Origin of the sequence: Arthrobacter zhaoguopingii, assembly GCF_009828605.1 — a bacterium.
In the GTDB taxonomy this organism is placed as follows: domain Bacteria; phylum Actinomycetota; class Actinomycetes; order Actinomycetales; family Micrococcaceae; genus Arthrobacter_D; species Arthrobacter_D zhaoguopingii.
The window spans coordinates 114,115-126,427 of the sequence record NZ_WIAE01000005.1 but is presented as its reverse complement, the minus strand read 5'-3'; the positions used below and the strand labels follow the sequence as shown (position 1 = coordinate 126,427).

Genomic DNA, 12,313 nt, shown 5'->3' with positions numbered 1-12,313 from the left:
GTGCGCATGGACTTCCACCGTACCCGCCCGGGCCGGGAAGCGGCATTGAAGCGTGTGACCCACTTCATATATCAACGCTATAGGTGTTACGGTAGCAGGCATGGATACCGCTGGCGAGCCCGCGCCGAAGACTAGGCTGCTGAGGGCAGCCGCGTCGCTGCTGGCCGAGTCCGGCGGTTCACCGGTATCAACGCGCCAGGTGACCCGGCTCGCCCGGGTCACCGCTCCCACCCTGTACCACCACTTCGGGGACAAGGAGGGCCTCTTTGACGCCGTCGTGGCCGAAGGTTTCACCCAATACCTCGAGGGTGAGCGCAACCTCCCCAGCTCGGGGCAGCCGGTGGAGGACCTGCGCCGTCATTGGGACAACCACGTGCAGTTCGGTCTCGACCATCCACACCTGTACCTGGTCATGTTCGGCAATATCCGTCCGGAACGCCGGCCCTCAATGGTGGCCGAGGCCGAGGCGTTCCTCGAAGAAGTCCTGAAGCGGGCGGCCGCCGCGGCCCGCCTGGTCGTGCCGCCTGCCGAGGCGGCCCGAAGCCTGCTCGCAGCGAACATCGGCGTGACCCTCATGCTGATCGCCGAGCCCGCCTCAAACCGCAGCCTCGAACTGTCAGTGATGACTCGCGAGGCTGTCATCTCCGCCATCGCGACCGATTCCGACTCGGACCCGGTCATCGACACCGAGGGCACCCCTTCGGTGGTGGTCGCGGCCATCGCGTTGAATGCCGCGCTGCAGGCATCGCACCCCGACCAGCTCTCCAGCTCCGAGCTGAAGCTCTTCCTCGAGTGGCTCCAACGGATTTCCACCCGGACGGGCTGACAAGAAACCGATTTATCCATCACTCCCCGCACTGACGCAGGGACAACGGTTAGGAACGCACGTGGCAACACAAGCAGAAGCGGCGCCCCGCACCAGTGCGAGGGTCCGCGTCCAAAAATTCGGGACCTTCCTGTCCGGAATGATCATGCCCAACATCGGGGCCTTCATCGCGTGGGGCTTCATCACGGCACTGTTCATCCCTGCAGGGTTCTTCCCCAACGAGTCCCTGGCAGCCCTCGTCGGCCCGATGATCACCTACCTGCTCCCGCTGCTCATCGGCTACACCGGCGGACGCATGGTGCACGGGATCCGCGGCGGCGTCGTCGGCGCGGCGGCCACCATGGGCGTCATCGTGGGCACCGACATTCCGATGTTCATCGGGGCGATGCTCATGGGCCCGCTGACGGCTTTCATCATGAAGAAGCTTGACGGACTCTGGGAAGGCAAGATCAAGCCCGGTTTTGAGATGCTCGTCGACAACTTCTCCGCAGGCATCGTCGCGGCCGTAATGGCGGTCTTCGGGCTCCTTGCCATCGGGCCGCTGGTGACCGCCTTCAGCAATGCCGCGGGGGCCGTCGTCGACTTCCTCGTCACGAACGGGCTGCTCCCCTTCACAAGCATTTTCATCGAGCCCGCCAAGGTGCTCTTCCTCAACAACGCCATCAACCACGGCATCCTCACGCCGCTGGCGACGGAGCAGTCGCTGGAGAACGGCAAGTCGATCCTGTTCCTGCTCGAGGCCAACCCCGGCCCCGGCTTCGGCATCCTCTTGGCCTACATGGTCTTCGGGCGCGGCATCGCCAAGGCGTCCGCTCCCGGCGCGGCCCTCATCCACTTCGTCGGCGGCATCCACGAGATCTACTTCCCCTACGTGCTGATGAAGCCGATCATGATCCTCGCCGCCATCGGCGGCGGCATGGCCGGTATCCTCACCCTCGTCCTCACCGGTGCGGGACTGCGCTCCCCGGCAGCCCCCGGCAGCATCATCGCCGTGTACGCTGCGACGGCCTCCGACAGCTACGTCGGGGTCACCCTCTCGGTGCTGCTCGCCACCGCGGTATCCTTCCTGATCGGTTCGGTGATCCTCAAGACCACCAAGAACCCCGCCGATGACGACGACAGCCTCAGCAACGCCACCACCAAGATGGAAGGCATCAAGGGCCGCAAGAGCTCGGTCTCCGGCCTGATCGGAGCCAAGGGAGAGGCGCCCGCCGGCCCGATCCGCAACGTTGTCTTCGCCTGCGATGCAGGCATGGGCTCCAGCGCTATGGGAGCTTCCGTGCTGCGGAACAAGTTTAAGGCAGCCGGCCTGACCGATGTGAAGGTCACCAACTCCTCGATCGCCAACCTCACCGATTCCTACGACCTGGTGGTCACCCACCAGGACCTGACGGACCGGGCCCGGCCGCTGACCGCCGCAGCAACGCATGTCTCCGTGGACAATTTCATGAACAGCCCGCGGTACGACGAGATCGTCGACCTCGCCCGCAGCCAGCGCGAGGGCGACGGCACGCCTGCACCCGACAGCGGAGCGCCCGACCTTTCGGAGCAGGCCCAGCCCGCGGGCGGGGAGGTCCTCGCTGAGCGGAGCGTCGTGCTGCAGGGAAGCGCGACCACCCAGGCCGATGCCATCAACGAGGCCGGTCGGCTCCTGGTGGACCGGGGCGCGGTTGAGGAAAGCTACATCGCCGCTATGCACGAACGCGAGCAGTCGGTGCCGACCTACATGGGCAACTTCCTCGCCATTCCGCACGGCACCAACGCCGCGAAGGAATACATCAAGCGCTCGGCCGTCTCGATCGTGCGTTACCCCGAGGGCATCGACTGGAACGGCAAGCAGGTGAAGTTCGTCGTCGGTGTCGCCGGCGTCAACAACGAGCACCTCTCCATCCTCTCGGCCATCGCGCGCGTTTTCTCCGACAAGGAGCAGGTGGCCCGCCTCGACCGGGCCGAAAGCGTCGATGAGGTCCTCGCTCTCTTCGGGAAGGTGAACGCCTAGTGAAGGCCGTGCACTTCGGGGCAGGCAACATCGGCCGCGGCTTCGTGGGGCTGCTGCTCCACGAAGCCGGCTACGAGGTGGTGTTCGCCGATGTGGCCGAGGCGCTGATCGACCAGCTCGCCTCAACGCCCTCCTATACGGTCCACGAGGTCGGAGAGGAACCCACCGACAAGACGGTGGACAACTACCGGGCCCTGAACTCGCGCGCCGAGGAGGCCGCGGTGATCGAGGAGGTCGCCACCGCCGACATGGTGACCACCGCCGTCGGACCGGGGGTGTTGAAGTTCCTGGCTCCCGTGATCGCGGCCGCCATCGCGCGGCGGTCACCGGACGCGCAGCCGCTGCAGGTGATGGCGTGCGAGAACGCGATCAACGCCACCGACCTGCTGCGGCAGGCTGTGGTGGACGCGTACTCGGGTGACCGGAGCGGGCTGGACACACGGGCGGTCTTCGCGAACACCGCGGTTGACCGGATCGTGCCGAACCAGGCGCCCGGGCAGGGGCTCGACGTGACGGTGGAGACCTTCTACGAGTGGGTCATCGACCGGACCCCGTTCGCGGGCAGCGAGCCGCGGATCCCCGGGGCCACCTACGTGGACGACCTCGCCCCGTACATCGAGCGCAAGCTGTTCACGGTGAACACCGGGCACGCCGCCTGCGCCTATTTCGGCTACGCGGCCGGGGCCGAAAAGATCTCCGACGCCATGGCGGACTCCGAAGTGGCGCGCCGGGTGCGGGCCGTGCTGGAGGAGACGAAGCAGCTGCTGGTCACCAAGCACGGTTTCGCCGCCGACGAGCAGGAGGCGTACGTGCAGAAGATTCTGCGCCGGTTCTCCAACCCGCACCTGCCGGACACGGTGGTGCGGGTCGGACGGGCACCGCTGCGCAAGCTCGGACGCCACGAACGCTTCGTCGGCCCCGCGGCCGAACTCGCCGAGGGCGGCACGCATCCGGCCGCCCTGCTGGCGGCGATGGAGGCGGCCCTGGCCTTCGATGACCCGGCAGATCCGGAAGTCGAGGAACTCGCCCGCATCATCGGGGACAACCCGGCGGAGGACGCGGTCACCCGGATCACGGGCCTGGACGAGGGGCACGTCCTGTTCCCCTCGGTCCTTGACCTCGTGAAGGCCCGAGCCGCGGTGTAGGCCCGGCCGGCCAACCGGCGCAGGTCAAGGCGGAAGTGCTCCCTCTCCGGTCCGGAGGGGAAGCACTTCGGCGTTGGAGCCTCGGGATCAGCCGGAGGCGGCCCGGTGGGCGGCCTCGATTCCATCCAGGATGAGCCCGAGCCCGAACGCGAATTCATCCCCATAGGCATAGCCGAGTTGAAGGATATGGGTCTGCGCCATCTCGGCGAGGTGGGGGAAAGCTCCGGACATCACGTGCTGCTGGGCGAGGATGCTTTCGGTTGCCGTGTTGACGTCCCCGGCCTCGCTGAGCGGCAGGGAGGCCTCCTGGAGAGCGAATCCGTCGACGTAGCTGTCGAGCAGCGACACCGCGTGCGCGGTGAGCGTCATCGAGAATCCCGCGCCGCGCAGGCAGGCGATCACGGCGTCGAGGTGCCTCAGCGTTGCAGTGCCCGGTGTGGAGCGCATCAGGCTGATCGCCCACGGGTGCCGGGCCCAGGCGGCGCGGGCGGAGTGCGCGCGGTCCTCCATCGCCGTCCGCCACGGGGTATCCGTCGAGGGCAGGGCGATTTCGTCGAATACCAGATCGACCATGCCGTCGATGATGTCGTCCTTGTTGTTCACGTGGTAGTAGAGCGACATGGCCTCCACTCCCAGTGCCTGGGCGAGCCTGCGCATGCTCAGGGACTCGAGGCCGCCGGCGTCGGCGAGGTCCACGGCCACCCGGACTGCCCGCTCCCGGGAGACCGGATCCCGGGGGGCCTTCGGCCCTCGTGTCGATGCCATCCTTCTCCCTCCATGGATTCCCGCAGCCGGTTCCTACCCGTTCCTCCGAAAGTTTACCTTACGGCGTATGGTGAGAGCAGTTCCGTACCTTACAGCGTCAGGTAAGCAGTGCGGCCCCTACCACGGGACGGCGCGCCAGGCCATCGAAAGTGGATGCGCTGCGGAGGGGGCAAATGCCGGCGGCGGGGGAGGGCTGCGGCGGTACGATCGGCGGAAGATCCCGGTGCGACGGCACGGACACCACAGCAGGGAGGATGCCATGACCAGCGAGACGCCCGACCCGGCGCAGGAAATCGACAGCAGCGACGTCGAAGCCATCCAGAACGACGAGGGCCTGATTCAGGCCGACCGGGTGGACCTGATCACCAGCCAGCTCGAGGAAGAGGACGCCGACCCGGACCGGGATCCGCCCGCCTCCTAAGCAACGCAGGACCCCGGGGCGCCTGTCCGCTTGCTGCCGGGTTCCTGCCGGAATGCGGCGGGATCAGCGGGCGGAGTCAGCGGGGGGCGTCATCGGTTGAGGACGGCGCTGACCCGGTCGGCGAGCCGCGCGGGGTCGACGTCGTGGCCCTGACCGTCAAGGAGGTCGAATTCGGCCCCGGGAACCAGCTCCGCGATGCCGCGCGCACCCCACTGCAGGAAGTCCGGGGAGGCGCCGCCGGCCAGGGACAGGGTGCGGGCGGTGATGGAGGCCAGCTCGGCCGGGATGCTGCTGTCGCCCATCACGGCGTCGTCGTATCCGAGGGTGGGAGCGATGGCCGTCATCCCCTCCCAGGCGGGCGAGGACTTCATCTGCTCCACCGCCGGGCCGGGTACTCCGACCCGGGCCAGGAATGCCGTCACCGCGCCGTCGCGGTCTCCGCCGCTCAGCGCCGAGCCCAGTTCCGCCGTATAGGCGAGGGCCGCCGGCCGGGCGGGCTCGGGCATGAAGGGCACCTCGTACACGATGAGGTCGGTGACCTCCCCGCCGAGGCGGGCGGCCGCGAGAGCGGCCAGCGCGCCTCCGGAGGACATGCCCACGAGGGCGGCCGGAGCGCCGACCGCAGTGATCAGGGCCGCGATGTCCTCGATCTCCCGATCCACGGCATAGGGAAGGGTGTCGCCGCTGGCGCCGCGGCCCCGGCGGTCGTAGAGCACGACGGTGCACGTCGGCGCCAGCCCGGGGGCGACTGCGCGCATTGGACCCGCACCCCGGTGGCACATGGCACCGTCGATGAGGATGACCGTCGGGCCTGTCCCCTGGGTTTCGTATCCAATGCGGGTTCCGTCGGAGGAGTGCACCTCGCTCATCGGGTGGTCCTTTCCGGAAGGGTCGGTTCCGCGCCGGCGTCCTGGCCGGACAGTTGCTTCTTCATCTGGATCGCGGTGGTCGTATAGCCGAGCTGTTCGTAGAGCCGCTGCGCGGGCTGGTTGTGCCCGAAGACGTTGAGCCCGAGGGAGGTCGCACCGCCGCGGCGGGCCTCCTCCTCGGCCAGCAGCATGGCCTGCCGGCCCACGCCCCGGTGTCGAAACGGTTCGTCAACCTCGATGTCGTACACCCACCACGCAGCCTCTTCCGACTCCGTTGGCCCGATCCACAGGTACCCCACGGGTGATCCGTCGGCCATCAGGTGATAGACACGATGGCCGGGCGCGGGACGTCCGGCGGGGAAGAACGCCTGGAGCGAGCGCTCGGCGTTGGCCCGTGCCTGCCCGGGTGTCTCCCCGGACCTCATCCGCTCGGCGATATAGGCGCTCATGCTGCCGGCAAGCCAGCGGCCGAGCCGTTCCGCGGGCATGAGTGAAAGGGTGATCTGCATGGCTGATCCTTTCACGCAGGCTCCCCGGGCACCAGAGCGCCCGGAGCCGGTCCCGGCGCCGGCCGTTGGCCCGCCGGGACGGCCCCAGCGACCGGGCGTTACCGGCGCAGCTGGTCGACCATGTCCATCACGACGGCGCGCAGGTTGCCGCCGTTCTCCTCGGCAACCCGGCGCTGGCGCTGGTACCCGGCACCCCGGCTCAGGATCGTCTCGACGTCGGCCAGTTCGTCACTGCAACCCAGCTTCGCGGCGACCGGCTCCAGCCGGTTGAGCACCTCCGTAAGGTGCTCGGTGACGAGCTGTTCCTTGCCGGAGGCATCGAGGATGATGATGGCGTCGAGGCCGTACCGGGCGGCCCGCCACTTGTTCTCCTGCACATGCCACGGCGGCATCGTGGGGATGGCCCGGCCGGCGTCGAGCTGGGAGGAGAACTCGTCCACCAGGCACTGGGTCAACGCGGCCACCGCTCCGACGTCCTGAAGGGTGGAGAGCCCGTCGCAGACGCGCATTTCCACGGTGCCGAGATTGCCGACCGGTCGCACGTCCCAGCGGATCTCGCTCACCGAATCGATGACCCCGGTGGTGAACATGTCCGAGACGTACGCCTCGTAGGCCTCCCAGTCCGGAAACTGAAAGGGCAGCCCGGCGGTGGGAAGCTGCTGGAACATCAGCGCCCGCTGCGAGGCATATCCGGTGTCCTCCCCGCCCCAGAAGGGGGAGGAGGCCGAAAGCGCCTGAAAGTGGGGGAAGTAGTTGATGAGCCCGTCAAGCACCGGCAGGGCCTTGTCCCGCGAATCGAGCCCGACATGGACGTGCACGCCGTAGATCACCATCTGGCGGCCCCACCACTGGGTGCGGTCGATCAGCTTGAAGTAGCGTTCCTTGTCCGAGACGGGCTGGGAACGCGGAGCGCTGAAGGGATGGGACCCGGCGGAGAACAGCTCGACGCCCATCGGATCGGTGACCTCCCGCACCGCGGCCAGGGACCTGCTCAGGTCCGCCTTCGCCTCGGCGACGGTCGTGCAGACGCCGGTGACCAGTTCGACGGTGTTCAGCAGCAGCTCCTGCTTGATGTGGGGGTGTTCCTCGTCGTCCTGAAGTTCGGGGTGGTTGGCCGTGACGCCCCGCAGGACCTCCTCGGCGGCCGACACGAGCTCCCCGCTGTTCCGGTCGACCAAAGCCAGCTCCCACTCAACGCCCAGGGTGGACTGGGCTGAGCGTGCAAAATCGATCTTCATGGGCTGGCTCCTGACCGGTACCGGACTGTGTGCTGGTTTTTCGCCTCGGCAGCGCGTCATCGCGAATGAGAACTGAGCCAATCGTAGTGCAGGGCCCGCACCAGCGCGTGCGGCGAACGGATGGAACAATGGGCACGTGCCGATCCTCAATAAAGACATGACCCTGTGCATCTCCCTCGCCGCGCGGCCCAGCAATATCGGGACCCGGTTCCACAACTACCTGTACGACGAGCTGGGGCTGAACTACATCTACAAGGCGTTCACCACTACGGACCTGCCTGCGGCGATCGGCGGCGTGCGGGCGCTGGGGATCCGCGGCTGCGCCATCTCCATGCCCTTCAAGGAGGACGTCATCGCCCTTGTTGACCGCATGGATCCCTCGGCGACGGCGATCGATTCGGTCAACACCATCGTCAACGATGACGGCGTGCTCACCGCGTACAACACCGATTACCTCGCCGTGGCCCGGCTGCTGGCCGAACACCGGGTGTCCACGGACCACACGGTGCTGGTGCGCGGCTCCGGCGGCATGGCCAAGGCGGTTGTGGCGGCGGTGCGCGACTCGGGATTCCGGGACGTGACGGTCGTGGCGCGGAACGAGGAGGCCGGCCGGGCCCTGGCCGGGCTGTACGGGTTTGCCTGGCAGCAGGACGTCGGCTCCTCGACCGCAGGGCTGCTGATCAACGTCACCCCAGTGGGGATGGCGGGCCCGGACGCGGACGAGGTCTCCTTCCCGGCCGCCGCGATCGACGCGGCCTCGGTGGTGTTCGACGTCGTCGCGCTGCCCTCGGAGACCCCGCTGATCCGTGCGGCCCGGGCAGCGGGCAAGCCCGTGATCACCGGCGCCGAGGTCATTGCCCTGCAGGCTGAGGAGCAGTTCGTGCTCTACACCGGGGTGCGTCCCTCCCCGGAGCAGGTGGCCGCCGCCGGGGAATTCTCCCGGCAGGGCTGACGCGGCAAGCGTGCTGGCCGGGCAGCCGCTCAGGCGAGCAGCTTCGCCAGGGGGCTGTCGGTGAAATTCTTCAGGAGCGTCCGAACGTCCTTGTACACCTCGGCGGCGCCGGCCTCGCGCAGTTCGGCCTCGCTGGTGCCCCCGGTGGTGATGCCGATGGTGGGAATGTCCAGCTCCGTCGCCGAGAACACGTCCCAGACCGAATCGCCGACGAACACCGCGTTGCCCGCCTCCAGGCCGCCGGCCTTGAGGGCCGCCTGCAGGATGTCGGGGGAGGGCTTGCTGTTCTCGGCGTCGGAGGAGCTCGTGGCGTCGGTGATGGCGGCGTCGGCGTCGATGACGCCGCGGAGCACCTCGAGCTCCTTTCCGGAGGCGGAGGAGGCAAGGACCACGACGAGGCCTTCGTCGAAGCAGCGGCCGAGCAGGTCGCCGGCGCCGTCGAACGCGCGCAGGGAGGGCCAGTAGGTCGAGAACACGGCGCCGTGCGTGGCGTCGAGGTCCCCGTCGAGGGAGGCGTCGCGGTCCTCGCCGAGCAGGTGCGCGACGAGCTTGTCGCCGCCCATGCCGATCGCCCGGTGGATCTCCGCCATCGGCACGTCATGCCCGAAACGGCGGAAGGCCTGCCACCAGGCGATCGTGTGCTGGTAGTTCGAGTCGACGAGGGTGCCGTCGACGTCGACGAGGACACCGCGGCGCGGTGATGCTGGCTGGGGGGTCATGGCTGCCACCTTAGCTGTCCGGGGGTTTCTCCGAGTCTAGTGAGTCCGTACCTGCGGCCGGAGGAATTCTGCGGCTGGCCCGTGGGGCGGCCGTCCTATACGGAATGGCGGGGCGGGGAATTCTTCGAGTTCTTGAATAGTTGTTCAATAACTGACAGGCGGCAGCGCGGCCGACATCCCCGAACGAACGTTCCAATCGAACGTTTCCAACCCGAGAAGAGCCTCAATGAACTCCAGCACAGCCACCGCGCAGGACGCACCGCCAGCGCCCTACGGTTCGCCCCGCACCCGGTCGCCCTGGTGGGGTGTGGCCTCCCTGTCCGTCGTCCTCTTTGCGATCGTGACGAGCGAATTCCTTCCGGCGAGCCTGCTCTCCCGCATGTCCTCGGATCTCGGCATCTCCGAGGGCCTCGCGGGCCAGGCAGTGACCGCCACCGCTGTCGCCGCGGCGGTCACCGGTCCCGCCATCGCGCTGGTGCTGCCGCGCCTTGACCGCCGGATCGCGCTGATCGGGCTCGTGGTCCTGGCGGCGGTGTCCAACCTCCTGGTCGCCCTGGCCCCGTCCTTCGCGGTGCTGCTCACCGCGCGGCTCCTGCTCGGGGTGTCGGTCGGAGGTTTCTGGGCGCTGGCCATCGCCGTCGTCGCCGCCCTCGTCAGCCGCGAAAGGATCGGCCGCGGCATGATGGTCGTCAACGTCGGCGTCTCCCTGGCCACGATCCTCGCCGTTCCCCTCGGGCTCGTGCTCGGCGAGCTGTGGGGCTGGCGCGTCCTGTTCCTGCTGGCGGCCGCGGCGAGCGTTGTCGGCCTCGTCCTGGCCTCGGCCTGGCTTCCGCCGGTGGCGCCCGAACCCTCACCGGGCCGGGCCTTCCTGGCGACCCTCCGGTCGCCGCTGGTAATCGTCGGAATGGTCGGCATGTTCCTCATCGCCGGCGGACATTTCGCCGGCTTCACCTACATCCGCCTGGCCGGTGACCTCGTCGCCGGGCTCAACGCCGAGGGATTAGCCCTGGCGCTGGCCGCCTTCGGCATCGCCTCGTTCGTGGGCAACCTCGCCAGCGGCCCGGCCGCCGACGGCGCGCTCCACCGTTCCGTCGTCGTTATGGGCGCGGCAGTTGGCATCGCGACCATCCTGTGGGCCACCCTGGGCGGCAGCCTTCCGGTCGCTGTCGCGGCCATCGTGCTCTGGGGACTCGGCTTCGGCGCCATCCCCACCCTTATCCAGTCCTGGATGGCGCGGGCTCACCCGGAGAGCCTCGAATCGGTCTCCGGGGTCACCGTCGCCGCCTTCCAGCTGGCCATCGGCCTCGGCGCGGCGGTGGGCGGGGTGCTCGTCAACAGTTTCGATGTCCGGGCGGCGCTGATCGCCGGTGGCGCGGCCGCCTTCCTGGGCGGTGTGCTGCTCGGAGTGGTGCGGACCCGCAGGCTTGGGGCCTAGCCGGCCGCTGGGGCCGGGTGCGCCGGGACGGGCTCGACGACGATGGCCACGCGGTCATCGCCGATGCGGGTCAGGACCAGCGTGGCCTTTTTCCGGGCCTTCCCGGAGCCGCTGAGCAGCTGGCGCCGCACCTCCTCGGGGGTGACGGAGGTTCCGCGCTTCTTGATGTCGAGGACGCCGATGCCTTCGGCGCGCACCCACTGCTTGAGGGCCTTGAGATTGAACGGGCGGGTCTCCACGATCCGGTAGGGGCGGGCGAACGGCGTCTCGTGAAGCTCCGGCGCGCAGATGTACGCGATCCGGGGATCGAGCAGGTGCCCGGAGAGCCGCTCCGCGACGTCGGCGACGAGGCCCGCCCGAATGACGGCTCCGTCCGGCTCGTACAGGTAGCCCTCCGGCGGGCCGACGGGCGCCTCCGGGCCGGCGCCGAAGTCCTCGGCGCTGGTCAGCTCCGCCGCGCCGTGGGCGCTGAGCACGAGGGCGGCGCGGCGCACTCCGGGCCGGCGCAGCGCGTTGAACCACAGGGCCGCCTCGGTCACGTCGCCGTCCACGGAGACCCACTGGGCCTCGCAGTCCGCCGGTATCGCCTCGTGCGGGATGCCGGGGCCAAGCTTCACCCCGACGGGCATGCCTCGGGCGGCGAGGTCCTCGACGAAGGACAGCGGGGGAGAAAACGCCTCGGGGTCGAAGAGGCGGGTGGTACCCGAGGTGGAGGTGCTGCGGCGGGCCGGATCCAGCCAGACGCCGTCGTACTTCGTCACATCCACGGCGGACGCATCGACGTTCAGCACCGACGCGTTCGGCCAGGGGAGCAGGTTCATGGTCGCGGCGGCCGCGGTGGTCTCGTCGAGCTCGACGGCGGTCACCTCACGCTCCAGGGTGGCCAGCGCCATCGAGTCCGCGCCGATCCCGCAGCCCAGGTCGGCCACCCGCACCAGGTCCGCGGTCACGAACCGCTGCGCGTGGTGGGCCGCGACCCGCAGCCGCGTCGCCTGCTCCAGGCCCGCCTGCGTGAACACCATCCGGTCCGCGAACCCGCCGAACTTCGCGTGGGCCTTTGCCCGCAGGCGGCACTGGGTCAGGGCCGCCGCCACGACCTCGGGGGCGTGGCCGGCCCGGCGCAGCTGCTCGCTCAGCTGCAGGCTGCCGGCCTCCGAGTACGGGCCCAGCGAGTTCAGCAGCTCCCAGCCCTGGGGCGTGAGGATCGGTGCGATGGAGTCGGTGACGGGGTTCTCGGAAGCCATGATCCAACCCTAGGCGACGTACCCGGCGGTGCGCTCCGTGCTCCGGGGCGCGGGGCGCGCTCCCGAAAACCCGCGCGTTCTGGCACTCGCCTTGACCGAGTGCTAACCAGTGCATAAAGTCAGGGTTGGCACTCTCAGTAGGAGGGTGCTAATCCCGAGGAAAGTGCCGGCCGGCACCGCGACGACGGCCA

The 12,313-nt window shown here is 68.9% G+C and carries 12 protein-coding genes; 6 read left to right on the top strand and 6 right to left on the bottom strand.

The window, feature by feature from the left end:
- The first annotated feature begins 100 nt into the window (after positions 1-100).
- The 3 genes from GVV77_RS08050 (at position 101) to GVV77_RS08040 (ending at position 3,970) form a co-directional block, all read left to right on the top strand.
- A complete protein-coding gene (locus GVV77_RS08050; protein WP_159617619.1) occupies positions 101-826 on the top strand; it encodes a TetR/AcrR family transcriptional regulator in 726 nt (241 codons plus the stop codon).
- A 61-nt stretch (positions 827-887) separates the two neighbouring features.
- A complete protein-coding gene (locus GVV77_RS08045; protein WP_159617618.1) occupies positions 888-2,825 on the top strand; it encodes a PTS mannitol transporter subunit IICBA in 1,938 nt (645 codons plus the stop codon).
- Positions 2,825-3,970 carry a mannitol-1-phosphate 5-dehydrogenase gene (locus tag GVV77_RS08040; protein WP_159617617.1) on the top strand — a complete coding sequence of 382 codons (1,146 nt, stop codon included), beginning with the start codon at positions 2,825-2,827 and terminating at the stop codon, positions 3,968-3,970. Before GVV77_RS08045 ends, GVV77_RS08040 begins: the two co-directional genes overlap by 1 nt.
- 87 nt (positions 3,971-4,057) lie before the next feature.
- Here the strand turns inward: GVV77_RS08040 and GVV77_RS08035 are convergent, their stop codons facing one another.
- A complete protein-coding gene (locus GVV77_RS08035) occupies positions 4,058-4,735 on the bottom strand; it encodes a TetR/AcrR family transcriptional regulator (RefSeq protein WP_159617616.1) in 678 nt (225 codons plus the stop codon).
- A gap of 259 nt (positions 4,736-4,994) precedes the next feature.
- On the opposite strand from GVV77_RS08035, the gene GVV77_RS08030 reads away from it, so the two are divergent.
- Complete coding sequence (locus GVV77_RS08030) at positions 4,995-5,156, top strand: hypothetical protein (protein WP_159617615.1); 162 nt, start codon at positions 4,995-4,997, stop codon at positions 5,154-5,156.
- An 89-nt stretch (positions 5,157-5,245) separates the two neighbouring features.
- Here the strand turns inward: GVV77_RS08030 and GVV77_RS08025 are convergent, their stop codons facing one another.
- The 3 genes from GVV77_RS08025 to GVV77_RS08015 all read right to left on the bottom strand — a co-directional run bounded on the left by GVV77_RS08025 (position 5,246) and on the right by GVV77_RS08015 (position 7,772).
- The gene (locus tag GVV77_RS08025; RefSeq protein ID WP_159617614.1) at positions 5,246-6,025 is read right to left on the bottom strand and encodes an alpha/beta fold hydrolase; all 780 of its coding nucleotides are present in this window, start codon (positions 6,023-6,025) and stop codon (positions 5,246-5,248) included.
- On the bottom strand, positions 6,022-6,534 hold the full coding sequence (locus GVV77_RS08020; protein WP_159617613.1) for a GNAT family N-acetyltransferase: 513 nt from the start codon (positions 6,532-6,534) through the stop codon (positions 6,022-6,024). Before GVV77_RS08020 ends, GVV77_RS08025 begins: the two co-directional genes overlap by 4 nt.
- 98 nt (positions 6,535-6,632) lie before the next feature.
- Positions 6,633-7,772, bottom strand: a complete 1,140-nt coding sequence (locus GVV77_RS08015; protein WP_159617612.1) for a glutamate--cysteine ligase — start codon at positions 7,770-7,772, stop codon at positions 6,633-6,635.
- A gap of 136 nt (positions 7,773-7,908) precedes the next feature.
- Here GVV77_RS08015 and GVV77_RS08010 point away from each other — a divergent pair, with 136 nt between their 5' ends.
- Positions 7,909-8,724 carry a shikimate 5-dehydrogenase gene (locus tag GVV77_RS08010; protein ID WP_159617611.1) on the top strand — a complete coding sequence of 272 codons (816 nt, stop codon included), beginning with the start codon at positions 7,909-7,911 and terminating at the stop codon, positions 8,722-8,724.
- Between the two features lie 29 nt (positions 8,725-8,753).
- On the opposite strand, the gene GVV77_RS08005 is transcribed toward GVV77_RS08010, so the two are convergent.
- Positions 8,754-9,443, bottom strand: a complete 690-nt coding sequence (locus GVV77_RS08005) for an HAD family hydrolase (RefSeq protein ID WP_159617610.1) — start codon at positions 9,441-9,443, stop codon at positions 8,754-8,756.
- 226 nt (positions 9,444-9,669) lie between these two features.
- On the opposite strand from GVV77_RS08005, the gene GVV77_RS08000 reads away from it, so the two are divergent.
- Positions 9,670-10,878, top strand: coding sequence for an MFS transporter (locus GVV77_RS08000; protein WP_159617609.1), 1,209 nt, complete (start codon positions 9,670-9,672; stop codon positions 10,876-10,878).
- On the opposite strand, the gene GVV77_RS07995 is transcribed toward GVV77_RS08000, so the two are convergent.
- Positions 10,875-12,122, bottom strand: coding sequence for a THUMP-like domain-containing protein (locus GVV77_RS07995; RefSeq protein WP_159617608.1), 1,248 nt, complete (start codon positions 12,120-12,122; stop codon positions 10,875-10,877). The genes GVV77_RS08000 and GVV77_RS07995 overlap by 4 nt on opposite strands.
- Positions 12,123-12,313 lie beyond the last annotated feature (191 nt).

What these genes read in the sequence shown, in the direction of transcription:
- GVV77_RS08050 (WP_159617619.1), top strand. Translation starts at nt 101, where the DNA reads ATGGATACCGCTGGCGAGCCCGCGCCGAAGACTAGGCTGCTGAGGGCA.
- GVV77_RS08035 (WP_159617616.1), bottom strand. Translation starts at nt 4,735, where the DNA reads ATGGCATCGACACGAGGGCCGAAGGCCCCCCGGGATCCGGTCTCCCGG.
- GVV77_RS08030 (WP_159617615.1), top strand. Translation starts at nt 4,995, where the DNA reads ATGACCAGCGAGACGCCCGACCCGGCGCAGGAAATCGACAGCAGCGAC.
- GVV77_RS08025 (WP_159617614.1), bottom strand. Translation starts at nt 6,025, where the DNA reads ATGAGCGAGGTGCACTCCTCCGACGGAACCCGCATTGGATACGAAACC.
- GVV77_RS08020 (WP_159617613.1), bottom strand. Translation starts at nt 6,534, where the DNA reads ATGCAGATCACCCTTTCACTCATGCCCGCGGAACGGCTCGGCCGCTGG.
- GVV77_RS08015 (WP_159617612.1), bottom strand. Translation starts at nt 7,772, where the DNA reads ATGAAGATCGATTTTGCACGCTCAGCCCAGTCCACCCTGGGCGTTGAG.
- GVV77_RS08005 (WP_159617610.1), bottom strand. Translation starts at nt 9,443, where the DNA reads ATGACCCCCCAGCCAGCATCACCGCGCCGCGGTGTCCTCGTCGACGTC.
- GVV77_RS08000 (WP_159617609.1), top strand. Translation starts at nt 9,670, where the DNA reads ATGAACTCCAGCACAGCCACCGCGCAGGACGCACCGCCAGCGCCCTAC.
- GVV77_RS07995 (WP_159617608.1), bottom strand. Translation starts at nt 12,122, where the DNA reads ATGGCTTCCGAGAACCCCGTCACCGACTCCATCGCACCGATCCTCACG.